A 24,080-nucleotide genomic window follows, 5' to 3' on the forward strand; every position below is an offset into this window, starting at 1 on the left:
ATCCCGGCCGGCCATCGCCTGCCGGTAAACATCTACCCAGAAATGGCCATACGGCCACGGCTGCCGCCGTCGTGAACCGGGCGCCCCCACCGGTGCGGGCCGTCTCCGTGCCCCGATTCCCGGACAGCGCCGCGCCTCTTCGTCAACCGGTGCCGGTGGTGGCTACGACCGCCGCAGGAGTTCGGCTTCCCCGGCCGCGCGCATCGCCTCCACCGGCACATCCGTCCGGCCGGTCATCAACTCCACCTGCCGCACCGCCTGGTGCAGCAGCATCGCGAACCCGCCGACCACGGTGCCACCCGCCTCCTTGACGGCGGTCGCGGCCCGGGTCGGCCAGGGCGAGTAGACCACGTCGAACAGCGCGGGCACCCGCGCCAGCCGATCGGCGAAGGCGTCGGCGGCACCGCCGGGCAGCGTGGACACCGCCAGGTCCACCCGCGTCGCCACCTCGAGCTTGTCGAACGTCTCCACCGCCAAGGACACGCCCAGCCGTTCGGCGACCTGCGCCGTCTCCCCCGCTCGCGCGGGGTCGCGCACCAGCAGCGTCGCCTGGAACAGCCCGAGATCGCGCAGCGCCGCCAGCGCGGAGGCCGCCGTGGCTCCTCCGCCGAGCACGGTCGCCGAGCCCGGCGCGGCCACCCCGGCCTCGGCCAGCGCCTGCTTGATGCCATGGACGTCGGTGTTGTCGCCGTGCCGGAGACCGTCACGGAACACCACGGTGTTGGCGCCGCCGACCTCGACGGCCACCTCGGACACCGTGTCGAGCAGCGGCAGCACGGCACGCTTGAGCGGCATGGTCAGCGACAACCCCGCCCAGGCGTCATCGCCGCCGCGCTCCCGGCCCCGCACCGGCACCAACCCGGCCAGCAGCCCGGGCAACCGCGCCTCGTCGCACTCGAACGCCTCATAGCTCCACCCGTCGAGCCCCATCGCCTGGTAGGCGGCCCGGTGCAGGTAGGGCGAGAGCGAATGACCGATGGGAGACCCCAGCACCGCAGCCCGCATCCACACTCCTTCACCCACGAACACGACGACCCTATCGCCCGCGCGTGGCGGCACCGTACGGCACGGGCCAGAGCCGAAGCTCCCGTCGACGAACCTTGCCCTACGGCCGTCCGCCCCGGCTCAGGGCCCGGGCTTCGTACGGCCGCCCGCCCTCGGCGCGGTGCGGGCGGACGGCGCCGAACCCAGGTGCCGAACCCAGGTGCAGCCGCAGACGTCAGCCGCCGCAGCCGCCGTTGCTGCGGCACTCCGCGAGCAGCGCCTGACGCTCGGCCTCCGTGGTGGCGAACTTGGTCACGTTGCTCTTGAGGTCGGTGGCCACGAAGAACAGCCATGGCCCCTTGGCCGGGTTGAGCGCCGCCTCGATGGCGTGGTCACCCGGGTTGGAGATCGGGCCCGGCGGCAGCCCTTCGTACTTGTAGGTGTTGTAGCGGGACTTGGTCTGCAGCTCGGCGTGGGTGGCGTAGGTGCGGAACTTGCCGAGGGCGTACATCACCGTGCTGTCCATCCCCAGCTTCATCGGTGGCTTGCGGTCCAGCCGGTTGTAGATGACGCGGGCGATCTTCGGCATGTCCTCCGCGCGCCCGGCCTCGGCCTGGATGATGCTGGCGATGGTGATGATTTCGTGCGGTGTGTGCCCGAGATCCCTGGCACCGCTCTCGAGGTCGACCGACTCGGCCGTCTTCTTGTAGCGGTCGACCATGGCCGCGAGGATCTGCCGGGGCGTGGTCTTCGGCTGCACCTCGAACGTGGCGGGGAAGGCGTAGCCCTCCAGCTTGCCCTTGGCATAGGACGGCAGGTCCAGGGCGTCGACGTCCTTGGCCGCGGCCTTGAACTCCTTGAGCGGCATTCCGGTCTCCTTGGCGAGCGTGGCCAGGGTTTGGGACAGCCGCAGACCTTCCTTGATCGTCACTGGCACGCGCAGCCGGTTGTCCGGGTCGAGCAGCGCCACGGCGTTCTTGGCCGACATGCGCTTGCGCAGTTTGTACGAACCCGGTTGCAGCGAGGCGCTCGTCCCGGCGTTGCCGATCGCGTTGGTGAAGGCCCTGACACTGGCCACCACGCCTTGGCGCTCCAGCTCCACCGCCACATCGGAGGCGCTCTGGCCGCTCTTGATCTCGATGACGACCTCGCCGGCGCCCTGGCCGGTGTAGTCGTCGGGCACGAGCGCGTCGTTGAGCCACATGTAGCCGTAGTAGCCGCCACCGCCGATGATGCCGGCCAGCACCACGAAGGCGAGCAGTGGTGCGATGAACCGGCCGCGGTTACGGCGCCTGCGCCGCCTGCGGCTGTTGCCGCGCCTGCCGCCACGGCTGCGGCGCCGCGCGGGACCTTCGTCGTCCTCGGCGCCGAGCAAGGAGTTGAGATCGAGATCGCTCATGGGTTCGCTGGCCAATCTCCCGGCACGCCCGGCCAGGCGTCAAGCGGAACTGCCCAACCGGCTGGGGTCACCGAGCGGAACTGGGGGGTCCGCCGGACGTGCTGCCACGGCCAGCGGAGATCACACTGGGTAGCCATGCTAAGGGACGGGAAGAGGACGCATGCCCCGTTTTGGGGCTTTTGCGCGGTGATAGCGGGGGGTCCACCGAACATCAGCTCGTCCCGAGGTTCTTGTTCAACTCTTCCCGGTATCTCACGAACTCGCTCTCTTTGTTGGTGAATTTGGTGATTCTATGGGCTGGATCAGTGGTGACAAACCAGTGCCAATCACCCTCCGCCGGGTGCAGCGCCGCCATCAGCGCCTTCTCTCCGGGGTTGGCGATGGGGCCGGGCGGCAACCCTTTGTGGCGATAGGTGTTGTAGGGCGAATCGACCTTGGTGTCGCTCTCCGTGATCCTCAGCGTCCGGCGTTTCTGGGCGTACAGAACGGTGCTGTCGATCTCCAGCGGCGTGTCCTTCGCGAGGCGGTTGTAGATCACTCTGGCGATCTTGGGGTAGTCGGCGTCGGTGCCGCCCTCGGCCTGGATCAGGCTCGCCACCGTGACGGCCTCCAGCGGCGTCAGATGCACTTTCGCGGCCTCGGCCGCCAGACCCACCTGCCGGGCGGCGGCGCGGAACCGCTCCACCATCGCCGCCAGCACGTCGACCGCCGTGTCGCCCGGCTCCACCTCGTACGTCGCGGGGAACAGGAAACCCTCGATCCCCGGCGCGTAGTCGGGCAGCCCGACCAGCGCGCTGTCGACGCCCCGCAACTCCTCGAGCGGCAGCCCGGTCTGCTGGGCCACCCGGGCCAGCACCTCGGCCGCGCGCAGGCCCTCGGGCACGGTGACCCGCTTCACGATCCTGGACGAGGGCGCGAGCAGCAGGTCGAGGGCCGCCCCTGCCGCCATGCCCTTGCGCATGCGGTAGTGGCCGGGACGCAGCCGCCCGGTCACCGCGCGGTCCTCCGACACCTTCACGAACGACCGCGCGCTGGCCACCACCCCGGCGTCGGCCAGCGTCGAGCCGATGGACTCCGCGCTCGACCCGGGCGCGATGCGCACGGTCACCGAACCGCTGCCCGGCCCTTCGAAGTCGTCAGGACTGATGTACGGCTTGAGCACCGCGATCGCTCCGGCGCCCACGGCGACCAGCGAGACGAGCAGCCCGGTCGAGAGCAGCCCTGCCCGGCGCAGAGCGCGGCGCCGCTGGGACGGCGACCCGGCGGCCCCCGCCCCGGTGCCCAGCACGGAACCCGGCTCTGAGCCCGGCTGAGAACGTGACCCAGAACCCGGCCCGGCATCCGGTCCGGAGCCCGCCTGGGAGCCAGGCGCGGAAGCCGCTTCTGAGCCCGGCCCGGACTTCGCCGCGGAAGCCGCCTCGGAGCCCGGCCGGTCTGCCGTGGAAGCCGGGTCAGGGTCCGGCCCGAACGCCTCCTCGGGCCTCGCTCCGCAAGCCGCTCGCGTCCCCGGTTCCGGAGCCTGGTGCGGCCGGGCGTCGCTCCCCCCGCCGATCACCGGGTCAGCGTCGTCGTCCGCGTCGCGGAACGGGATCACGTCGTCGTCCTCGGGCGTACCGTTCACGAGGCCACCTCGCCACGCGCGCCCGTGACGGGAGCACACCTTCGCTCCGCCGCAGCGGACCCCGCGCACGGGGCGGCCACGCATGCGCGCCGGTCACGGCAGGGGCCCGTCGATCGGCCGCTCATGAGGCAGGTCCGCCGGCCGCCGGTGGCGGTTCGGCGGGCCTGCCTGGTGGTCTTTCCGTGGCGCGTTCGGAGTCGAGGGCATCCTGGAGCAGCACGACCGCGGCCGCCTGATCGACGACGCCGCGCTGCTTCTTCGCCCGCACGCCGCTGGCTCTGAGCCCTTGCTGGGCGGTCACCGTGGTCAGCCGCTCGTCGAACAGCCGCACCGGTGTCGGCGCCACCCGGGCAGCCAGGGCGGAGGCGAACTCGCGTGCCAGCGCGGCCGCCTGCCCCTCACGCCCCGACAGCGAGGTGGGCAGCCCGACCACGACCTCGATCGCCTCATGCTCGGCGACGATCGCGGCGATGCGGTCGAGGGTGCCCTTGCCTCGTCTGACGGTCTCGACCGGCGTGGCCAGCATGCCCGAGGGGTCGCTGCGGGCCACGCCCACGCGTACGGAGCCGACGTCCACGCCGATCCGCGCACCGAATCTCATGCCGGCCGGGCTATCGGCTGACCTGGTCAGCAACGGCCTGCTCGACCAGGCGCAGCGCGTCGCCGATCGCCTCCGGTCGCGTGCCGCCGCCTTGCGCGACATCGTCCTTGCCGCCACCGCCACCCCCAAGAGCCTTGGCGGCGACGCCGACCAGTTGCCCGGCCTTGAGCCCTCGCTCGCGCCCCGCCTCGTTGACCGCGGCAACCACCACGGGCCTGTCGGTGGGGGCGCCGGCGATCACGATGACCGCCGGTCTGTCGGCCGGGAACCTGCCACGCACATCAAGCGCGAGCTTACGCAGATCATCCGCGCCGGTGCCATCAGGCGCGCGGTGTGTCACCACGGAGACTCCGTGCAGGTCACGAGCCTGAGCGGCCAGGTCGCCCGCCACCTGGAGCACCTGGGCGGAGCGGAGCTTGTCGAGCTCCTTCTCGGCCGTGCGCAACCGGGTGACGATGCCGTCGATGCGCTCGGGGAGCTCTTCGCGGCGCGCCTTGAGCTGCTCGGTGAGCTGCGCGACCAGCACGCTCTCGCGCGCCAGGAAGCGGAAGGCGTCGATGCCGACGAGGGCCTCGACACGGCGCACCCCGGCGCCGACCGACTGCTCGCCCAGCACCTTGACCAGGCCGAGCTGTCCGGAGCTGTGCACGTGGGTGCCACCGCACAGCTCTCGGGAGTAGTCGCCGATCTCGACCACGCGGACCTCGTCGCCGTACTTCTCGCCGAACATCGCCAGCGCGCCCATCGCCCTGGCCTCCGCCTGGGAGGTGTAGAAGGCGTTGACCTGGAGGTCGTTGACGAGCACGGCGTTGACTTCGTCCTCGACGTCGCGCAGCACGCTCTGCGGCACGGCGCCCGAGGCGGTGAAGTCGAAGCGGAAGCGGCCGGGCGAGTTCTCCGAGCCGGCCTGCGCCGCCGTCTCGCCGAGCGCGTTCTTGAAGCCGCGGTGGACGAGGTGGGTGGCGCTGTGGCTGCGCGAGATCGCGCGGCGGCGCTCGACGTCGATCTCCGCCTGCGCCTCGTCGCCGACCCTGATCTCGCCCTTGCGGACCTTGCCCCGGTGCACGACGAGCCCCGTGAGCGGCGTCTGCACGTCGACGACCTCGACTTCCGCGCCGCTGGTGCGGATCACGCCCTGGTCGGCGAGCTGGCCGCCGCCCTCGGCGTAGAACGGGGTGCGCGCGAGCACGATCTCGACGCTCGAACCCGCGCCCGCCGCCGGCACGGACACCCCGTCGGCGAGGATGCCGACCACGCTGGTGTCGGCCTCGGTCTGGTCGTAGCCGAGGAAGTCGACCTTGCCCGACGCCTCGAGCAACTGCCCGAAGACGGAGATGTCGGCGTTGCCGGTCTTCTTCGCCGCCGCGTCGGCCTTGGCCGCCTGCCGCTGCTCCTTCATGAGGCGGCGGAAGCCCTCCTCGTCGACCTTGAGCCCGTGCTCGGCCGCCATCTCCAGCGTCAGGTCGATGGGGAAGCCGTAGGTGTCGTGGAGCTTGAACGCCTGCTCGCCGGGGAGCGTGGTGGCCGACCTGCGCTTGGTCTCCTCGACCGCCACGTCGAAGATGGCCGTGCCGGTGCGCAGCGTGCCGAGGAAGGACGCCTCCTCGGCGTCGATGATGCCGTGGATCTGCGGCGCGTCCGCCTTCAGCTCGGGGTATTGCTCGCCCATGACGTTGATCGCGACGTCGGTCAGCTCGTGCATGTAGCGGTCGTCGCCGGAGCCGAGCAGGCGCAGGTTGCGCACCGTGCGGCGCAGGATGCGGCGCAGGACGTAGCCGCGGCCCTCGTTGCCGGGCAGGACGCCGTCGGCGACCAGCATGGTGCCGGTGCGCACGTGGTCGGCGATCACCCGCAGGCTGACGTCGGAACGGTGGTCGCGCCCGTAGCGGGTCTTGGTGAGCTCGGCCGCGCGGTCGAGGATCTTGTAGGTGGTGTCGATCTCGTAGAGGTTGTCGACGCCCTGCAGGATCGTCGCCATGCGCTCGAGGCCCATGCCGGTGTCGATGTTCTTCGAGGGCAGCTCGCCGGCCACGTCGAAGTCGACCTTGGAACGGACCTGGCTGAGCTGGTACTGCATGAACACGAGGTTCCACACCTCGAGGTAGCGGTCCTCGTCGGCGACGGGACCGCCCTCCTTGCCGTATTCGGGGCCGCGGTCGTAGTAGATCTCCGAGCACGGGCCGCCGGGCCCGGCCACGCCCATGTGCCAGTAGTTGTCCTCCAGGCCGCGGCGCTGGATGCGCTCCTCGGGCAGGCCGACGCTGTTGCGCCAGATGTCGTACGCCTCGTCGTCGTCGAGGTAGACGGTCGCCCAGAGCCGGTCTTCGGGGAAGCCGAAACCGCCCTCGGACTCGGACCTGGTGAGCAGCTCCCACGCGAACGGGATCACTTCGGCCTTGAAGTAGTCGCCGAAGGAGAAGTTGCCCAGCATCTGGAAGAAGGTGGCGTGCCGCGTGGTCTTGCCGACCTCTTCGATGTCGGGGGTGCGCACACACTTCTGCGCGGTGGCCAGCCGGGACGCCGGAGGCTTGCGCTGCCCCAGGAAGTACGGCTTGAACGGCACCATACCGGCAGGAACCAGGAGTAGCGTGGGGTCCTCAGCGATCAGGCTGGCCGAGGGCACTATCTTGTGCCCACGCTCCTCGAAGAAGCGCAGGAAGCGGCGGGCGATCTCTGCCGACTCCATGGTGGCCATCCTTTGCGTTGGTTGTGGAAATCACTTGTCTTCAGCGTCGTCGAGCCCGAAGCGCGCCCGCAACTCTGTTTCGCGGCCGGCCGCCTCGCCGAGCGCGTCGGAAGTAAAGTCTCTCACCTGCCGGAGCATGCCCGCCGCGCCGTCGGCGGTGCGGCGGGCGACGTGGTCGGGGTGGAGCGCCTGCAGCCTGCGCATCACCCAGAAGGCGAGGAACGCGCCGAGCGAGAGGTAGAACAGCCGCCTGATCATCTCGGCCGCCTCCGCACCGTATCCCGGACCGTCCCCCGCGACCCCTGCCTCGGCCTGGCCGGCGTGCGGGCCTCGATGGCGCGCCGCACGCCGTAGCCGAGCGACGAGACCTTGATCAGCGGCCCGGTGAAGATGGTCTGCGTCACCGCGCTGAGCTTGGCCGCGTGGCCGCTGACCTGCTTGACGTCTCTGGCGATGGCCTCGACGGCGACCAGCTGCCTGTTGGTCTCGTTGACCGTGACGCTCATGTCGTCGAGCAGCGGCGTCAGCCGGTTGTTGAGATCGGAGACCGCCTTGGTGGTCTCGGTGAGCAGCCTGGCGACCTTGACGAGCACCATGGCCAGCACGCAGACCAGGACTATCCAGCCCGTGGCCGCGATCAGCCCGGCGACCTCTCCAGCGGTAAGCATCCGCGCATCTCCCTCGTACGCTGGGCCGGAACGGCAAGACCCTATCGCGTTCGAGCGACCACATTAGTGGGGAAAGCGACCTTGATCAGGCCGCCACGTCGGCCCCCGGCACTTCCGTGACCCCCCGCGTGAGACCGCGTGCCGCCACGATCCCGGCCCGATCCCGGGCACGAGCCGCCGCTCGGGCGTCAGCGGGAACGCGCCGACGCGCTCGCGGCGTGTCCCGCCGTCACTGCTGTAACCGTACATCCGCCGGGCACGCTCGCGGACCTCAGGCGCCGCGCAGGAAGGCGCGGATCCTGGCCCAGCGCTCGGCCACGGGCCCCTCGGCGCCGTGCCTGGTCGGCTCGTAGTAGCGCTTGTCGCGCACCTGCTCGGGCGCGTAGTCCTGGCGCACCAGCCCGTGGTCGAAGTCGTGGGGGTATTTGTAGCCGTCGCCGTGGCCCAGCTTGGCGGCGCCGGCGTAGTGGGCGTCGCGCAGGTGGCCGGGCACCTGGCCGATCAGGCCCTTGCGCACGTCCCCGACGGCCGCCCCGATGGCCTTGACCACGGCGTTGGACTTGGGCGCCGTCGCGCAGTGGATGACGGCCTGGGCGAGGTTGATCTGCCCCTCGGGCAGCCCGATGAGCTGCACCGCCTGCGCGGCGGCCACGGCGGTCTGCAGGCAGGTGGGGTCTGCCATGCCGACGTCCTCGGAGGCGAAGATGACGATGCGCCGGGCGATGAACCGAGGGTCCTCGCCGGCCTCGATCATGCGGGCGAGGTAGTGGAGCGCCGCGTCGGCGTCGGAGCCGCGCATCGACTTGATGAAGGCGCTGATCACGTCGTAGTGCTGGTCGCCCTGCCGGTCGTAGCGCACGGCGGCCTTGTCGACGGCCTTCTCCACCACCTCGACGGTGATGTCGTCGCCCAGCAGCGCCGCCGCTTCCAGGTAGGTCAGCGACCGGCGCGCGTCGCCGCCCGCGAGGCGTACGAGATGCTCCAGGGCCTCCGGGGCCAGCGTCGCGCGCCCGCCCAGGCCGCGCGGGTCGGACACCGCCCGCTCCAGCACCACGCGGACGTCGTCGTCGGTCAGGGACTCCAGCGTGAGGAGCAGCGAGCGCGACAGCAGCGGCGAGATGACCGAGAAGAACGGGTTTTCCGTGGTTGCGCCGATGAACGTGACCCAGCGGTTCTCCACGGCGGGCAGAAGGGCATCCTGCTGGGCCTTGTTGAAGCGGTGCACCTCGTCGACGAACAGCACTGTCTGCCGGCCGGTCATGCCCAGCTCGCGCCGGGCGTTGTCGATGGCCGCCCGCACGTCCTTGACGCCCGCCGACACGGCGGAGATCTCGACGAAGCGGCGCTTGGTGACGTTGGAGACCACGTAGGCGAGGGTCGTCTTGCCGGTGCCCGGCGGCCCCCACAAGAACAGCGACATGGGCGCCTCGCTCTCGACCAGGCGCCGCAGGGGGGTGCCGGAGCCGAGCAGGTGCCGCTGGCCGATCACCTCGTCGAGGGTGCGCGGGCGCATGCGCACCGCGAGCGGCTGCGGCGTGGCCTCCTCGGCCGCCGAGTCGAACAGGCTGTCCACAACGCGAGGCTACAGGGTCCGCCGGGTCTCGAAGCCCGCGCGGCGACGGTCTGCGCCCTCTGCGCGCGGGCCATGGGGAACGCGGGCGAGGCGGCGGCGGTGTGCAGCGATCACACCCGTAGCATCAGCGGCTTTCGCCACTTACGTCCGGCACATATCGGAGGCCGGTAGCATGCGCGGAGTTGTTTGGTCATGCGTGGGCAAAAGCGAGAGGACATAGCGGTGAGCGGCGACGACCGCCAGAACGAAGAAGACCGCCAGAGGAAGCTGGCGCGGGAGCACAAGGAACGGCAGGTCAAGCGCGCCGCCGACCAGACCTCCAAGGGGAGGCGGAACACCTTCCTCGGCGCCGGCGTGGCAGTGGTCGTGGTGGCGGGCGGGATCTTCGCCGCGACCACGATGGTCAACAAGGAGCCCGGCGAGGCCACGGCGCAGAGCACCCCCTCCGCCAGCGCGTCCATCACCCCGCCGGCGACGCCGAGCCCGACCAAGACAGGGCCGGTGACCTGCACGTACAAGCGGGACAAGTCGCTCCCGCACAAGTTCGTCGGGCTGCCGGGCAAGAAGCCCGACATGAAGCTGAAGAAGATGACGGTCGCCACCAACCGCGGCAGCTTCACCGTCGACCTCATGACCGACGCGGCGCCGTGCGCGGTCAACTCGATGCGCTTCCTCGCGAAGAAGAAGTTCTACGACGACATGAAGTGCCACCGGCTGGTCACACCCGACGTCGCCGGCGTGCACATGCTGCAGTGCGGCGACCCGCAGGCCAAGGCCGACGGCAAGAACCCGACCGACGGCCAGGGCACCGCGGGCTACGTCTACGGCGACGAGAACGCCGGGATCCCGCTGGGCAAGGGCGTGGTGTTCATGACCCAGCCCAGTGAGGCGGCCGGCCGCAACAACAGCCAGTTCGCCGTCTCGCTGTCGGACGAGAACCTTCAGGTCGGCGCGGGTTACTCGGTCATCGGCACGGTCGGCGAGGGCATGGACATGCTGCTCGGGCTGGCCACGAGCGGGCAGGACCTGCTCCTCAACAACGCCGACATCACCGGCGACGGCGGCACCACCGCGCCCAAGAAGCCGGTGATCATCAAGGAGATCACCTTCTCCTGACCGCTCGTGAACGGGTGACGGCAGGCGCCGTGCGGCGCCTGCCGTCACCCGTTCTCCGGCCTGTTACGGCTTGGGCGGCGCGTCGACGCCCGCCTCCTTGCGCTGGCCGGCCGTGATCGGCGTGGGCGCGCCCGTGAGCGGGTCGAAGCCGGAGGCCGTCTTCGGGAACGCGATCACGTCACGGATCGACTCGCCGCCGGACAGCAGCATGCAGATGCGGTCCCAGCCGTAGGCGATGCCGCCGTGCGGCGGCGGGCCGTACTTGAACGCCTCCAGCAGGAAGCCGAACTTGCTCTCCGCCTCCTCCTTGGAGATGCCGAGCACGTCGAACACGCGCTGCTGCATCTCGGCCCGGTGGATACGGATCGATCCGCCGCCGATCTCCATGCCGTTGCAGACCATGTCGTACGCGTAGGCCAGTGCCTCACCCGGGTGGTCCTGGAAGTTGTCGGCCCACTCCGGCTTCGGCCCGGTGAACGGGTGGTGCACGGCCGTCCAGCCGCCCTCGCCGCCGGACTCATCGGACACAGGCTCGAACATGGGCGCGTCGACGACCCACAGGAAGGACCACTGCGACTCGTCGATGAGGTCGCAGCGGCGCCCGATCTCCAGCCGGGCCGCGCCCAGCAGGTCGCGCGCGGCGTTCCTGGCGCCCGCCGCGAAGAACACCGCGTCGCCGGGCTTGGCCCCGACCTTGCCGGCCAGCCCGGAGATCTCCGCCTCCGACAGGTTCTTCGCGACGGGGCCGCCGAGCGTGCCGTCCTCCTGGACGAGCACGTAGGCCAGGCCCTTGGCGCCACGCGAGCGGGCCCACTCCTGCCAGCCGTCGAGCTCCTTACGGGTCTGCGAGGCGCCGCCGGGCATGACGACCGCGCCGACGTAGTCGGCCTGGAAGACGCGGAAGGAGGTGCCGGAGAAGTAGGCGGTCATCTCGACGAGTTCCTGGCCGAAGCGCAGGTCCGGCTTGTCGGAGCCGTAGCGGTCCATCGCCTCCGCGTACGTCATGCGCGGCAGCGGCGTCGGCAGTTCGTAGCCGGCGATCTCCTTCCAGAGCCGGCCGATCAGCGTCTCGCCGACCTGGATCACGTCCTCCTGGTCGACGAAGGACATCTCGACGTCGATCTGGGTGAACTCCGGCTGCCGGTCGGCCCGCAGGTCCTCGTCGCGGTAGCACTTCGCCAGCTGGTAGTAGCGCTCCAGCCCGGCCACCTGCAGCAGCTGCTTGAACAGCTGGGGCGACTGCGGCAGCGCGTACCAGTTGCCGGGCTGCAGGCGCACCGGGACCAGGAAGTCACGCGCGCCCTCAGGCGTGGAACGGGTCAGCGTCGGCGTCTCGACGTAGACGAATCCGAGCTCGTGCATCACCTCGTTGGCGAGGTAGGTGGCCTTGGACCGGGTGCGCATCGCCGTGGCGACCTGCTGGCGGCGGATGTCGAGATAGCGGTATTTGAGCCGCGCCTCCTCCGACACCCCCACGCTGCCCTCGATGGGGAACGGCAGCGGCGCCGACTCGCTGAGCACCTCGACCCGGTCGGCCACCACCTCGATCGCGCCGGTCGGCAGGTCGGGGTTCTCGTTGCCTTCCGGGCGCACCCTGACCTGGCCGACGACCTGCACGCAGTATTCGGCGCGCAGGTCGTGGGCGTGGTCTTCCTCGCGGAAGACCACCTGCGCCGAGCCGGAGGCGTCACGCAGGTCGATGAAGACGACGCCGCCGTGGTCACGGCGGCGGGCCACCCATCCTGCGAGCGTCACCTGCTGCCCGGCGTGCTCCTCACGGAGCGACCCGGCGGTATGCGTGCGGATCACTGCACTTTCCCTTCGTACGGATAGGAGGGGCGAAGGGACGGCGGCGACCCGGCATGAACCGGCCGGAGGATCACCGCGCCTTCCCTTCACACGGATGGAAGAGGCGAACGGACGGAGGCGACCCGGCACGTGCCGGCCGGCGGATCACCGCGCCTTCCCTTCGCACGGGCAGGAGAGACGACGATGCGACGGCGACGACCCGGCCGGTCACTGCACCTTCCCCTTCAGAACGTCGACGACCTGGGCCAGCGGCACCTCGGTCTGCTCGGCGTCGGTCAGGTTCTTCACCTGCACGACCTCGGCCGCGAGGTCACGCTCGCCCAGGATCAGCGCGAACCCGGCACCCGAGCGGTCGGCACCCTTCATCGCGCCCTTGAGCCCCTTGCCGCCGAAGGCCATGTCGGCGCTGACGCCCGCCGCGCGCAACTCGCTGACGATCAGGAACATCCGGCGGCGGGCCTCCTCGCCCAGCGGGACACCGTACACCTGGACGCGCGACTGCGCGTGGTCGTCCAGCAGCCCTTCGGCCTCCATGGCCAGGAAGGTGCGGTCGACCCCGAGCGCCCACCCGACGCCGGGCAGCGGCGGGCCGTCGAGCATCTCGCTCAGCCCGTCGTAACGCCCGCCGCCCCCGACGGCCGACTGGGAGCCGAGCCCGCCGTGGACGAACTCGAACGTGGTGCGCGTGTAGTAGTCGAGCCCCCGCACCAGCCGCGGGTCGTCGTCGAACGCGACCCCGGACGCGGCCAGCAGGGAACGGACCTCCTCGTGGTAGGCCTTGCAGGCCGCGCACAGGTGGTCGACCACCAGGGGCGCGCCGGTGAGCTGGGCCTGGACCTCGGGGCGCTTGTCGTCGAGCACCCGCAGCGGGTTGATCTCGATGCGGGCCCTGGTGTCGGCGTCGAGGTCGAGGCCGCGCAGGAACTCCTGCAGCGCCGCCCGGTAGGCGGGCCTGCAGACCTTGTCGCCGAGCGAGTTGAGCAGCAGCGTGACGTTCTTGAGGCCGAGCGAGGCGAACCCGCGGGCGCCGAGCAGGATGAGCTCGGCGTCGAGCGCCGGGTCCTCCGACCCGAGGGCCTCGGCGCCCACCTGCCAGAAGTGGCGGTAGCGGCCCTTCTGGGCGCGCTCGTAGCGGAACTGGCTGCCGGAATACCACACCTTCACGGGGAGCTGGCCGGTGTGCAGGTTGTGCTGCAGCACCGCGCGCACGACGGAGGCCGTGCCCTCGGGGCGCAGCGTCAGGGAACGGCCCGCCTTGTCGGGGAAGGTGTACATCTCCTTGGAGACGATGTCGGTCGACTCGCCTACGCCCCTGGCGAACAGCTGGGTGTCCTCGAAGACAGGCGTCTCGATGTAGCCGTAGCCCGCCCCGCGCAGCGGCGCGGCGAGGGCCTCGCGCACGGCGAGAACCCGCTCGGAGCGGGGAGGCAGCCAGTCGAAGGTGCCTTTCGGTGCTTGGAAGCTCATTAGATCCCTCGTGTGGGACCGGCGTGCGGCGCCGCCTCTTTCAGGTACGGATTGACGGCGCGCTCGCGGCCCATCGTTGTCTGTGGTCCGTGGCCCGGCAGGACGACCGTATCGTCCGGCAGCGGCAGACACTTGGTAGCCAGGCTGCGCAGAATGGTGGCGTAGTCGCCGCCGGGAAGGTCAGAGCGGCCGACGGAGCCGGCGAACAGCAGGTCGCCCGAGAACATGACCTCGTCGCCCGGCGACCGGAAGCTCACCGACCCCCTGGTATGGCCCGGGGTGTGGTCGACCACGAGCTCGAGGCCGGCGAGCCGGAGCACGGCGCCGTCGGACAGCTCGCGCACGTCGTCGGGCTCGCTCAGCGTCAGGCCCCCGAACAGCTGGGCGCTCGTGTCGGACCAGCCGGCGGCGGGGTCGCTGAGCAGGTGGCGGTCGTCGGGGTGGATCCACGCGGGGACGTCACGCGCGCCGCAGACCGGGGCCACCGACCACACGTGGTCGAGGTGGCCGTGGGTGAGCAGGACCGCGACGGGCTTGAGCCGGTGCTCGCGCAGCAGCTCGTCGACGCCCTCGGTCGCGTCCTGGCCTGGATCGACGATCACGCACTCCTCGCCGGCGGCAGGCGCGACGACGTAACAATTGGTCTGGAAGGCCCCTGCGGGGAAGCCGGCGATGAGCATCTGCCTCAGGTGATCTCGTCGAAAAGCCAATGGGAATGTAACCGAAGGGTACCGGTGCGGGTCGCCGGGCTGCGAATCATTACCCGTTGGCCGATACGATTCGCCCACCTCAGTTGATTCACTATGGGAGGCAAAGCGGTGGCCACGGGGAAGGACCGGCAGAAGCAGCTGGCGCGTGAGCACTACGAGCGGCAGATGCAGCGCCGTCTCGAGCGCGAGCAGAAGGCCAGGCGCACGGCGATCATCGGCTCCACCGTGGGCGTGGTGGTCGTGGTCGGCGGCATCGTGGCCGCGATCGCGTTCATGGGCGGCGGTGACACGCCGACGGACGCGGCCGCGTCCCCCACGGCGGCGCCCCAGGACACCGCCTCGGCGGCGGAGTCCACGGGGCCCAAGCCCTACGACGCGGCGGCGGGCACGTGCGACTACGCCGCCGACAAGACCGGCGGTCAGGTCAAGGACGTCGGCATGCCGCCGAAGAAGGTGAAGACCAAACCGGCGACGAAGACGATGACGTTCGAGACCAACCGCGGCGACATCGTGATCGAACTCGACAACGCCAAGGCGCCGTGCACGACCAACTCGCTCGAGCACCTGGCCAAGAAGAACTACTACGACGGCAGCAAGTGCCACCGGCTGGGCAGCGACCAGTTCCCGATGCTGCAGTGCGGCGACCCGTTCGCCAAGGCCGACGGCAAGAGCCAGGACGGCTCGGGCGGCCCCGGCTACGTCATGGCCGAGGAGAACCTGGAGGGTGCCGCGTACAAGCGGGGTGTGATGGCGATGGCCAAGACCCAGGCGCCCGGCACCACGGGCAGCCAGTTCTTCCTGGTTTTCGGAGACATCAACCTCCCCCCGCAATACACGCCGGTGGGTACGATCACCAAGGGGCTGGACATCCTGGACAAGGTGAACAAAGCAGGCGTCGTCGCAGACGCGGGAGACGGGACCGGAGCGCCGAAGCAAAGCGTCGAAATCAAAGACGTGACATTCGCCGGCAAGAGCTGACGTAATACAAACTAGGGACGAAGTAGTCCCGAAGGGTCTGATGGATAGTGCGGGAGGACACGGTGAGCACCGACCCGTGGGGCCGGGTAGACGACGACGGCACCGTCTACGTGCGTACGGCTGAGGGAGAGCGAGCCGTCGGGTCCTGGCAGGCCGGTGAACCCGAAGAGGCACTGGCCTACTTCCATCGCAAGTACGACGAGCTGGCCGGCCAGGTCCAGCTGCTCGAACAGCGCGTCAGGAGCACCGACCTGGCTCCGGCACAGGCCGAGGCGAGCATCGTCAAGCTGCGCGAGGCCGTCGCCGACGCCCACGCGATCGGCGACCTCGCCGCGCTGACGGCCAGGCTCGACGGCCTGACGGAGCTGGTCGCCCAGCGCCGCGAGGAGGTCAAGGCCGCTCGCGAGCAGGCGCGGGCCGAGGCCAGGGCGGTCAAGGAACGCATCGTCGCCGAGGCCGAGCGCATCGCCGACGAGACCACCCACTGGAAGTCCGGCGGTGAGCGGCTGCGCCAGCTCATCGAGGAGTGGAAGGCCGCCGACCGCATCGACCGGGTCACGGAGGCCGCGCTGTGGAAGCGGCTGTCGGCCGCGCGCACGGCGTTCGCCAAGCGCCGCAAGCAGTACTTCGCGGGGCTCGACGAGCAGCGCGAGGAGGTGCGCGCGGCCAAGGAGCGCATCGTCGCCGAGGCCGAGGCGCTGTCCGACTCGACCGACTGGGGCGGCACCGCGGCGATCTACCGCGACCTGATGCAACAGTGGAAGAGCGCCGGCCGGGCCTCGCGCGAAGCGGAGGACGAGCTCTGGGCCCGCTTCAAGGGCGCCCAGGACCAGTTCTTCCAGGCCCGTTCCGCCGTGTTCGCCGAGCGTGACGCCTCGCTCGCGGCCAACGCCACGGTCAAGGAGCAGCTGCTCACCGAGGCGGAGAAGATCCTCCCCGTCACCGACGCACGCACGGCCAGGGCGGCGCTGCGGCACATCCTGGAGCGCTGGGAGGCCGCCGGCCCCGTGCCGCGCGACCAGCGCGACCGGCTCGAAGGCGGGCTGCGCAAGGTCGACGACGCGGTGCGCAAGGCCGAGGACGCCGAGTGGAAGCGCTCCAACCCCGAGGCGAGGGCCCGCGCCCAGAGCACGGTCGACCAGTTGCGCACCTCCATCGACCAGCTGGAGAAGCGGCTGTCCAAGGCGCAGGCCGCCGGTCGCGCCAAGGACGTCAAGGAGGCCGAGGAGGCGCTGACCGCCCGCCGGTCGTGGCTGGAGGAGGCCGAACGCACGCTGGCCGAGTTCAGCTGAGCTGAGCCGCGTCCCCCGCGGAGCAGGAGTCCGAATCGGGCGGCGCGCGCCGGCACCTGGGATCTAGGCTGACGCCATGGATCCCGTCACCGACGCGCGCGCCCTGGTCGAGGAGATGTTCCCGGGGGCGCTGTACGCCTTCGTCGGCGGCAGCGTGCTCACCGAGCGCCGCACCAGCACCTCCGATCTCGACGTCGTGGTGGTGCTCGACGGCCTGGCCGCCCCCTACCGCGAGTCGCTGCGCTGGCGCGGGTGGCCGGTGGAGATGTTCGTGCACAGCGAGACCAGCCTGCACGCCTACTTCGACAAGGACTTCGGCAGGCGCAGGCCGAGCCTGGCGCGCATGTGCGCGGAGGGCGCGGTGCTGGCCGACAGGACGGGCGGGCGGGCCAGCGACCTGCAGAGCGCGCTCGGCGAGCGCCTGGCCGCGGGCCCCGGCGGGCTGACGCCCGACCAGGCCGAGCGGGCCCGCTACGTGCTGTCCGACCTGCTCGACGACCTGGCGGGCGTCACCGACGCCGGCGAGCAGGCGTTCATCCGCTGGGAGGTGGTCCAGGAGGCCGCCAGGACCGCGCTGGGCGTGGGGCGCAGGTGGCAGGGAAGCGGCAAGTGGCTGCTGCGCGAGCTGCGCGCGCACGACCCCGAGCTGGCCGGCGAGCTGCTCGCCGCGCACGACGACCCCGTACGCCTGGCCGCCGTCGCCTCAGGCGTGCTGGAACGGGCCGGAGGGCGGCTCTGGGAGGGCTACCGGGCCGAGGGCGACCCGTTCCACCAGCCGCTGCGTCACGTGCCCGCCGGAAGGCTCTCGGGCGACACGGCGCAGAGCTCCGGCATGCGACGGCTGGCCGCCATCAGCGGCGCCACGGCCGGCTCCACGCGGTTGTGGATGGGCCAGACGCACGTCGCGCCCGCCACCCGCTCGTCCGACCACCACCACGGGGCGTCCGAGACGGCCATCTACGTGGTCAGCGGCACGCCGGCGTTCGTCTTCCTGGAGGACGCCGAGGAGGTGCGCATCGAGGCGGGGCCCGGCGACTACATCTACGTTCCGCCGTACGTGCCCCACCGGGAGGAGAATCCGGACCCGTCGCAGGAGGCGGTGGTGGTGATCGCCCGCAGCACCCAGGAGGCGATCGTGGTCAACCTGCCCGGCCTGGCGGGCTGACCGCCCCATCCGACGGTGCCGGCTCAGCCGCCCGCGCCGCTCACCCGGTAGACGTCGAAGACGCCCTGGATGCCGCGTACGGCCTTCAGCACGTGCCCCAGGTGCTTGGGGTCGCCCATCTCGAACGTGAACTTGCTGACCGCCACCCGGTCGCGCGAGGTCGTCACCGAGGCGCTGAGGATGTTGACGTGCTGGTCGGAGAGCGTCCGCGTGACGTCGGACAGCAGGCGCGGCCGGTCGAGCGCCTCGACCTGGATGGCCACCAGGAAGACGCTGTCGTCGCTCGGCGACCAGCTGACCTCCACCAGCCGGTCGGGCTGCGCCTTGAGCTGCTGCACGTTGGTGCAGTCGCCGCGGTGCACCGACACGCCGTGGCCGCGGGTGACGAAGCCGACGATCTCGTCGCCGGGCACCGGGGTGCAGCACTTCGACAGGCGTACCCACACGTCGGCGTCGCCCGCGACGACCACGCCCGCGCCGCCACCGCCCCGGGGACGGCCGCGCAGCCGGGTCGGCAGCGAGGTCTCGGCGATGTCCTCCTCCGCGCTGTCGACGCCGCCGATCGAGGCCACGAGCTTCTGCACGACGTTCTGGGCCGCGACGTGGCCCTCGCCCACGGCCGCGTAGAGGGCGGACACGTCGGGATAGCGCAGGTCGCGGGCCAGGGCCAGCAGCGCCTCACCCGACATCAGCCGCTGCAGCGGCAGGCCCTGCTTGCGCATGGCCCGCCCGATGGCCTCCTTGCCGGCCTCGATCGCGGTCTCGCGGCGCTCCTTGGAGAACCACTGCCTGATCTTGTTGCGGGCCCGGCCGGACTTGACGAACTTCAGCCAGTCACGCGAGGGGCCGGCGTCGGGCGACTTCGAGGTGAAGATCTCCACCGTGTCGCCGTTGCCGAGCCGCGACTCCAGCGGCACCAGGCGCCCGTTGACCCGCGCGCCGATGCAGCGATGACCCACCTCGGTGTGCACGGCGTAGGCGAAGTCGACCGGCGTCGCCCCCTCGGGCAGCGCGATGACCTGCCCCTTCGGGGTGAAGACGTAGACCTCCGACACCGACAGGTCGAACCGCAGCGACTCGAGGAACTCGCCCGGGTCGGAGGTCTCCTTCTGCCAGTCGAGAAGCTGGCGCAACCAGGCCATGTCGCTGCCCGGCTTGACCTTGCCGGGAGGGCCGGGGCTGCCGACCTCCTCCTTGTACTTCCAGTGGGCGGCCACGCCGTATTCGGCCCTGTGGTGCATCGCGTGGGTGCGGATCTGCAGCTCCACCGGCTTGCCCTCGGGACCGATCACCGTCGTGTGCAGCGATTGGTACATGTTGAACTTGGGCATCGCGATGTAGTCCTTGAACCGCCCCGGCACCGGGTTCCACCGGGCGTGGATCGTGCCGAGGGCGGCGTAGCAGTCGCGCACGCTGTCGACCAGCACGCGGATGCCCACCAGGTCATAGATGTCGTCGAACGCCACGTCCCTGGCGATCATCTTCTGGTAGACCGAGTAATAGTGCTTCGGCCGGCCCTTGACCACGGCGCGGATCTTCGCCTCGCGCAGGTCGCCGGAGACCTTCTCGATGACCTCCTGCAGAAAGAGGTCTCTGCGCGGCGCCCGCTCCGACACCATGCGCGCGATCTCGTCGTAGCGCTTGGGATAGAGCATGGCGAAGGCCAGGTCTTCGAGCTCCCACTTGATGGTGTTCATGCCCAGGCGGTGGGCCAGCGGGGCGAAGATCTCCAGCGTCTCGCGCGACTTCTGGTGGCGCTTGTGCTCGGGCAGGTAGCGCATGGTGCGCATGTTGTGCAGCCGGTCGGCCAGCTTGATGATCAGCACGCGGATGTCGCGCGACATGGCGACGACCATCTTGCGCACGGTCTCGGCCTGCGCCGCGTCGCCGAACTTGACCTTGTCGAGCTTGGTGACGCCGTCGACCAGGGAGGCTATCGTCTCGCCGAAGTCGCCGCGGAGCTCGTCGAGGCTGTAGGCGGTGTCCTCCACCGTGTCGTGCAGCAGCGCCGCGCACAGGGTCTCGTCGTCGGTGCCGAGCTCGGCCAGGATCGTCGCCACCGCCAGCGGGTGGGTGATGTAGGGGTCGCCCGACTTCCGCTTCTGGTCACGGTGGTGGTAGGCCGCGACATCGTAGGCACGCTCGATCAGACGCAGGTCGGCCTTGGGGTGGGTGGCGCGGACCGTACGGAACAACGGCTCCAGCACCGGGTTCATGGCCCCACCCCCAAACCGCCTTCGGCGCACCGCCGGAACGCCGGGCGCTTCGGCGTTGCCGGATTCGGTTACGTCAGGCGCGACCACATCACGGGGCACACAGACTCCTCACGCAATGACTCCTCACGTTCGAGTCCAGATCCCCCAAGTGTATCCAGGCAGCCAACTTGAGCAGTCGCGGGGCGGTTCACACGATCACGAGCGAATGCAACGGCACCCCCGTCAGCCGCTCACGTCCGTGCAGGAACGCCAGCTCCATCAGCACCGCCACACCGGCCACCTCGGCTCCCGTCCGCCTGACCAGTTCCACGGCCGCCGCGGCGGTGCCGCCCGTGGCCAGCACGTCGTCGACGATGAGAACCCGCTCGCCGGACGCGAGGGCGTCACGGTGGACCTCGATGCTCGCGGAGCCGTACTCCAGATCGTAGGACTCCTCGAGGGTTTCGGCGGGCAGTTTCCCCTTCTTGCGCACCGGCACGAACCCGGCGCCCGCGCGGTACGCCACCGGAGCGGCGAGGATGAACCCGCGTGCCTCGATCCCCACGATCTTGTCGACCTGGTGCAACCCGGCCAGCTCGTCCACCACGGCGGCCATCGCCACGGGATCGGCCAGGAGCGGGGTGATGTCCTTGAACAGGACGCCCTGCTTCGGGTAGTCGGGAACGTCCCTGATCCGCTCCAGGATCAATGTGTCCAGCTCGCTCATGGTGTTTCCTCGCATTCCTCACCGGCCGTCTGCCGCGCTCCATGATGGTGCATAGCGGGCCCTGGCCGGACCTCCTCACACCGGCCCTCCGTACGCACCCCTGCGCGCCTCAGAGCGTTCCTGGCGGCATGACGACGGCCGTGGTGCCCTTCCGCGCAACGGCCGTACGCCCTCGCCAGGAGCGCTCTCAAGGCCGCGCCGGGTCGCTCACGAGGCCCGGGGACACGACCGCGCCCTCGCCCGATGCCGGGCGAGGGCGTCACGAAAGGCGGTGGGCAGCTATCCCTTCGCCGCCGCGGCCTTCTTGGAGTTCTTCGTTCCCCTGGCGCCGCCCGTGGAGGCCAGCCGCTTGGCGATGGCCTGGTATTTCGGCTCGCGCTCCTTCAGCGTCACCAGCAGCGGCGTGGCCACGCACAACGAGGAGTAGGTGCCGACGACCATGCCGACGAACAGCGACAGCGACAGGTCCTTCAGCGTGCCGGCGCCGAGCACCGTGGTGCCGATGAACAGGATCGCCGCCACCGGCAGGATCGCGACCAGCGAGGTGTTCAGCGATCGGATCAGCGTGTGGTTGAGCGCGTCGTTGGCGGCCATCGAGTAGGTCTGCTTGGACGTGTGCCCCAGCTTGGCCGTGACCTCCTTGATCATGTCGAACACCACGACGGCGTCGTAGAGCGAGTAACCGAGGATGGTCAGGAAGCCCAGCAGCGTCGCCGGCGTGACCTCGAAGCCCGACCAGGCGTAGATGCCGGCCGTGATGACGAGGTCGTGGATGAGCGCGACGATCGCGGCCAGCGCCATCTTCGGCTCGAACGCCATCGACAGGTAGAGGATGATCGCCAGCATGAACACGCCCAGGCCGATCCAGGCCTTCTGGGAGACCTCACCGCCCCAGGACGGACCGATGGCCTGGATGCTCACCTGGTCGAGCGGGACCCCGAAGTCCTTGGCGATCTCGCTCTGCACCTGGGCCCGGGTGTCCTCCGGCAGGCTCTCGGTGGTGGCCCGCCAGCCGTCCGTGCCCGCCTGCTGGACGATCACCTGGTGCACGCCCTGGTCGAGCACGGACTCACGCACCTGCTCGACCGTGGTCTGCGAGGACTTGAACGAGAAAATCGTGCCGCCCTTGAACTCCACGCCCAGGTTGAGCCCGTTGACGAGCAGCCCGGCCAGCGAGACGGCGAGCAGCAGGCCGGACAGGCTGTACCACAGCCGCCATTTGCCGACGAAGTCAACGTCGATCTCGCCGCGGTAGAGGCGACGCCCCAGTCCCATCTCAGGCCTCCTGCGGAGTGGTCGTGCGGCCGGTCGAGCCGACCTCGCTCATACGCTCGGCGTCGAGGCCGGACAGCGGGTGCCCCTTGGCGAAGAACTTCACCCTCGCCAGCGAAGCGATGAACGGCTTGGTGAACAGGAACACCACCACGACGTCGATCAGCGTGGTCAGGCCCATCGCGAACGCGAATCCGGCGACACCGCCAACCGCGAGGAAATACAGCACGATGGCGGCGATGAACATGACGGCGTCGGCGATCAGGATCGTCCGCCTGGCACGGACCCAGGCCACCTCGACGGCCGAGCGGAGCGTGCGCCGTCCTTCCTTCATCTCGTCACGGATGCGTTCGAAGTAGACGATGAAGGAGTCGGCGGTGATGCCGATGGAGACCACCAGGCCGATGATGTGCGGCAGGGAGAGGCGGAAGCCGGCGTTGTGCCCGAGCACCACCACGGACGTGTACGTGATGACCGTGGCCACCACGAGGCTCAGCACCGCCACGATGCCGAGGCCGCGGTAGTAGAGCAGGCAGTAGACGACGACGAGGGCCAGGCCGATCAGGCCGGCGATCAGGCCGCCCTCGAGCTGGTCCTGGCCCAGGGTCGAGGAGACGGTGTCGACGGAGCTGCGGTTGAACTTCAGCGGCAGCGCGCCGTATTTGAGCTGGTCGGCCAGCGTGGTGGCGCTGGCCTGGTCGAAGCCGCCGGTGATCTCCGCCCGGCCGCCCGGGATCGGGCTGATGATGTTGGGGGCGGTGATGACGACGCCGTCGAGCACGACGGCGACCTTGTTGCGCGGTTCCTGGGAGTTGTAGGCGGCGGTGGTGAGCTTGCTCCACTCACCGGCGCCCTTGCTCTTGAAGTCGAGTTGGACGACCCACTCGGTGGTGCCCTGGCGGACGCCCGCGGAGGCGGTGTCGATGTCGGTGCCGACGACCTTGGCGACGTCGAGGACGTACTTGAAGCTGCCGTCGCTCTCGCAGCCGGCGTACTGCTTGTTGGGGTCGTCCTGGACGCCCTGCCCGCGGTTGGCGGGGTCGGCGCAGTTGAGCTTCTTGAACTGGGCCAGCACCGCTGGGTCGATGCCCTCGGTGTTGACGCCCGTGGCGTTGGGGTCCGCCGCCGGGGGTTGGCTGGGGTCGTCGCTCGGCGCGGGCGTGGATTTCCCGTCCTTGGTGCCCCGCTTGTCCTGGCCCTTGGGGCTCTGCGTGGCCGTGGGCTCGGCCGAGGCGCCGGGCGTCGGCGCGGTCAGCGCCGACGACAGCGCCTTGCCCGTGGGCGACGTGCTCGGCTGCGGCGCTCCGGCCGGCTGAGACGCCGGCGGCCTGACCGGCTCTGAGGCCTTCGGCTTGGCCGGGTCGGAGGCCGCGGGATCGCCCGACTTGCTCGCGGGGTCCGAGGGCTCGGCGGACTTGCCGCCCGAGGGCGAGGCGCTCGGCGTCGGCGCGTTGGTCGCCAGGTCTGCCGGGGCCTGCGTGGCCTCCATGGCGAGCACCTGGCGGAAGCGCAGCTCCGCGGTGGTCGCGACCAGCTTGATGGCCTCGTTCTGCCCGACACCCGGAATGGAGATGATGATGTTGTCGCCGGACTTGGCGACCTCCGCGTCCGAGATGCCGGTGCCGTTGACCCGGTCGCGGATGATGTTGACCGCCCGGTCAAGGATCTCCTCTGGAGGAGCCGCGTTGTTCTGGGTCACGGGCGACAGAGTCACCGTCGTGCCGCCGGCTAGGTCGAGCCCCAGCTTGGGCGTGTACGCCTGCTGCAGGAACATCGTCCCGCCCAGGGCGAGGAAGAGCGCCAGGAGCACCAGGAGC

19 protein-coding genes are annotated in these 24,080 nt (G+C 70.4%); 4 read left to right on the top strand and 15 right to left on the bottom strand.

All coding sequences use genetic code 11. From position 1 onward, the window contains the following. Positions 1-162 precede the first annotated feature (162 nt). From ABGB14_RS39080 to ABGB14_RS39115, 8 genes are all read right to left on the bottom strand, one after another. On the bottom strand, positions 163-1,005 hold the full coding sequence (locus ABGB14_RS39080; RefSeq protein ID WP_347648902.1) for a shikimate dehydrogenase: 843 nt from the start codon (positions 1,003-1,005) through the stop codon (positions 163-165). Between the two features lie 214 nt (positions 1,006-1,219). Beyond that, positions 1,220-2,383, bottom strand: coding sequence for an endolytic transglycosylase MltG (gene mltG, locus ABGB14_RS39085; RefSeq protein WP_347648903.1), 1,164 nt, complete (start codon positions 2,381-2,383; stop codon positions 1,220-1,222). A gap of 211 nt (positions 2,384-2,594) precedes the next feature. Then, complete coding sequence (mltG, locus tag ABGB14_RS39090) at positions 2,595-3,671, bottom strand: endolytic transglycosylase MltG (protein ID WP_347648904.1); 1,077 nt, start codon at positions 3,669-3,671, stop codon at positions 2,595-2,597. 454 nt (positions 3,672-4,125) lie between these two features. Then, positions 4,126-4,605, bottom strand: coding sequence for a Holliday junction resolvase RuvX (gene ruvX, locus ABGB14_RS39095; RefSeq protein WP_347648905.1), 480 nt, complete (start codon positions 4,603-4,605; stop codon positions 4,126-4,128). 10 nt (positions 4,606-4,615) lie between these two features. Further along, the gene (gene alaS, locus ABGB14_RS39100; protein ID WP_347648906.1) at positions 4,616-7,291 is read right to left on the bottom strand and encodes an alanine--tRNA ligase; all 2,676 of its coding nucleotides are present in this window, start codon (positions 7,289-7,291) and stop codon (positions 4,616-4,618) included. A 30-nt stretch (positions 7,292-7,321) separates the two neighbouring features. After that, positions 7,322-7,549 (bottom strand): hypothetical protein, encoded by a 228-nt coding sequence (locus ABGB14_RS39105; protein ID WP_347648907.1) that lies wholly within the window; start codon positions 7,547-7,549, stop codon positions 7,322-7,324. Next, the gene (locus ABGB14_RS39110) at positions 7,546-7,959 is read right to left on the bottom strand and encodes a DUF948 domain-containing protein (protein WP_347648908.1); all 414 of its coding nucleotides are present in this window, start codon (positions 7,957-7,959) and stop codon (positions 7,546-7,548) included. Before ABGB14_RS39110 ends, ABGB14_RS39105 begins: the two co-directional genes overlap by 4 nt. Positions 7,960-8,230: 271 nt before the next feature. Beyond that, the gene (locus tag ABGB14_RS39115; protein ID WP_347648909.1) at positions 8,231-9,532 is read right to left on the bottom strand and encodes a replication-associated recombination protein A; all 1,302 of its coding nucleotides are present in this window, start codon (positions 9,530-9,532) and stop codon (positions 8,231-8,233) included. 222 nt (positions 9,533-9,754) lie between these two features. Here ABGB14_RS39115 and ABGB14_RS39120 point away from each other — a divergent pair, with 222 nt between their 5' ends. Then, a complete protein-coding gene (locus tag ABGB14_RS39120; protein WP_347648910.1) occupies positions 9,755-10,648 on the top strand; it encodes a peptidylprolyl isomerase in 894 nt (297 codons plus the stop codon). A gap of 63 nt (positions 10,649-10,711) precedes the next feature. Here the strand turns inward: ABGB14_RS39120 and aspS are convergent, their stop codons facing one another. The 3 genes from aspS to ABGB14_RS39135 form a co-directional block, all read right to left on the bottom strand. Then, complete coding sequence (aspS, locus tag ABGB14_RS39125) at positions 10,712-12,457, bottom strand: aspartate--tRNA ligase (protein WP_347648911.1); 1,746 nt, start codon at positions 12,455-12,457, stop codon at positions 10,712-10,714. A 207-nt stretch (positions 12,458-12,664) separates the two neighbouring features. Continuing rightward, positions 12,665-13,924 carry a histidine--tRNA ligase gene (gene hisS, locus ABGB14_RS39130; protein WP_347648912.1) on the bottom strand — a complete coding sequence of 420 codons (1,260 nt, stop codon included), beginning with the start codon at positions 13,922-13,924 and terminating at the stop codon, positions 12,665-12,667. Next, complete coding sequence (locus tag ABGB14_RS39135; protein WP_347648913.1) at positions 13,924-14,604, bottom strand: MBL fold metallo-hydrolase; 681 nt, start codon at positions 14,602-14,604, stop codon at positions 13,924-13,926. The genes hisS and ABGB14_RS39135 overlap by 1 nt, the downstream gene beginning before the upstream one ends. Positions 14,605-14,742: 138 nt before the next feature. Here ABGB14_RS39135 and ABGB14_RS39140 point away from each other — a divergent pair, with 138 nt between their 5' ends. From ABGB14_RS39140 to ABGB14_RS39150, 3 genes are all read left to right on the top strand, one after another. Beyond that, positions 14,743-15,612 (top strand): peptidylprolyl isomerase, encoded by an 870-nt coding sequence (locus ABGB14_RS39140; protein ID WP_347648914.1) that lies wholly within the window; start codon positions 14,743-14,745, stop codon positions 15,610-15,612. Positions 15,613-15,674: 62 nt separating this feature from the next. Further along, on the top strand, positions 15,675-16,904 hold the full coding sequence (locus ABGB14_RS39145) for a DUF349 domain-containing protein (protein ID WP_347648915.1): 1,230 nt from the start codon (positions 15,675-15,677) through the stop codon (positions 16,902-16,904). A gap of 76 nt (positions 16,905-16,980) precedes the next feature. Next, the gene (locus tag ABGB14_RS39150) at positions 16,981-18,069 is read left to right on the top strand and encodes a cupin domain-containing protein (RefSeq protein WP_347648916.1); all 1,089 of its coding nucleotides are present in this window, start codon (positions 16,981-16,983) and stop codon (positions 18,067-18,069) included. A 23-nt stretch (positions 18,070-18,092) separates the two neighbouring features. On the opposite strand, the gene ABGB14_RS39155 is transcribed toward ABGB14_RS39150, so the two are convergent. The 4 genes from ABGB14_RS39155 to secD form a co-directional block, all read right to left on the bottom strand. Beyond that, the gene (locus tag ABGB14_RS39155) at positions 18,093-20,285 is read right to left on the bottom strand and encodes a bifunctional (p)ppGpp synthetase/guanosine-3',5'-bis(diphosphate) 3'-pyrophosphohydrolase (RefSeq protein ID WP_347621225.1); all 2,193 of its coding nucleotides are present in this window, start codon (positions 20,283-20,285) and stop codon (positions 18,093-18,095) included. Between the two features lie 187 nt (positions 20,286-20,472). After that, on the bottom strand, positions 20,473-20,991 hold the full coding sequence (locus ABGB14_RS39160) for an adenine phosphoribosyltransferase (RefSeq protein WP_347648917.1): 519 nt from the start codon (positions 20,989-20,991) through the stop codon (positions 20,473-20,475). 279 nt (positions 20,992-21,270) lie between these two features. Then, positions 21,271-22,266: a protein translocase subunit SecF gene (gene secF, locus ABGB14_RS39165; RefSeq protein WP_347648918.1), complete on the bottom strand. Its 996-nt coding sequence runs from the start codon at positions 22,264-22,266 to the stop codon at positions 21,271-21,273. Between the two features lies 1 nt (position 22,267). After that, complete coding sequence (gene secD / locus ABGB14_RS39170; protein WP_347648919.1) at positions 22,268-24,073, bottom strand: protein translocase subunit SecD; 1,806 nt, start codon at positions 24,071-24,073, stop codon at positions 22,268-22,270. Positions 24,074-24,080: the final 7 nt, after the last annotated feature.

This window comes from Nonomuraea sp. B10E15, from assembly GCF_039871615.1.
Classification (GTDB): domain Bacteria; phylum Actinomycetota; class Actinomycetes; order Streptosporangiales; family Streptosporangiaceae; genus Nonomuraea.

Coding starts and splice junctions, on each gene's coding strand:
- secF (WP_347648918.1), bottom strand. CDS start 22,266: ATGGGACTGGGGCGTCGCCTCTACCGCGGCGAGATCGACGTTGACTTC.
- ABGB14_RS39160 (WP_347648917.1), bottom strand. CDS start 20,991: ATGAGCGAGCTGGACACATTGATCCTGGAGCGGATCAGGGACGTTCCC.
- hisS (WP_347648912.1), bottom strand. CDS start 13,924: ATGAGCTTCCAAGCACCGAAAGGCACCTTCGACTGGCTGCCTCCCCGC.
- ABGB14_RS39155 (WP_347621225.1), bottom strand. CDS start 20,285: ATGAACCCGGTGCTGGAGCCGTTGTTCCGTACGGTCCGCGCCACCCAC.
- ABGB14_RS39105 (WP_347648907.1), bottom strand. CDS start 7,549: ATGATCAGGCGGCTGTTCTACCTCTCGCTCGGCGCGTTCCTCGCCTTC.
- ABGB14_RS39080 (WP_347648902.1), bottom strand. CDS start 1,005: ATGCGGGCTGCGGTGCTGGGGTCTCCCATCGGTCATTCGCTCTCGCCC.
- alaS (WP_347648906.1), bottom strand. CDS start 7,291: ATGGAGTCGGCAGAGATCGCCCGCCGCTTCCTGCGCTTCTTCGAGGAG.
- ruvX (WP_347648905.1), bottom strand. CDS start 4,605: ATGAGATTCGGTGCGCGGATCGGCGTGGACGTCGGCTCCGTACGCGTG.
- mltG (WP_347648903.1), bottom strand. CDS start 2,383: ATGAGCGATCTCGATCTCAACTCCTTGCTCGGCGCCGAGGACGACGAA.
- ABGB14_RS39110 (WP_347648908.1), bottom strand. CDS start 7,959: ATGCTTACCGCTGGAGAGGTCGCCGGGCTGATCGCGGCCACGGGCTGG.
- ABGB14_RS39150 (WP_347648916.1), top strand. CDS start 16,981: ATGGATCCCGTCACCGACGCGCGCGCCCTGGTCGAGGAGATGTTCCCG.
- ABGB14_RS39135 (WP_347648913.1), bottom strand. CDS start 14,604: ATGCTCATCGCCGGCTTCCCCGCAGGGGCCTTCCAGACCAATTGTTAC.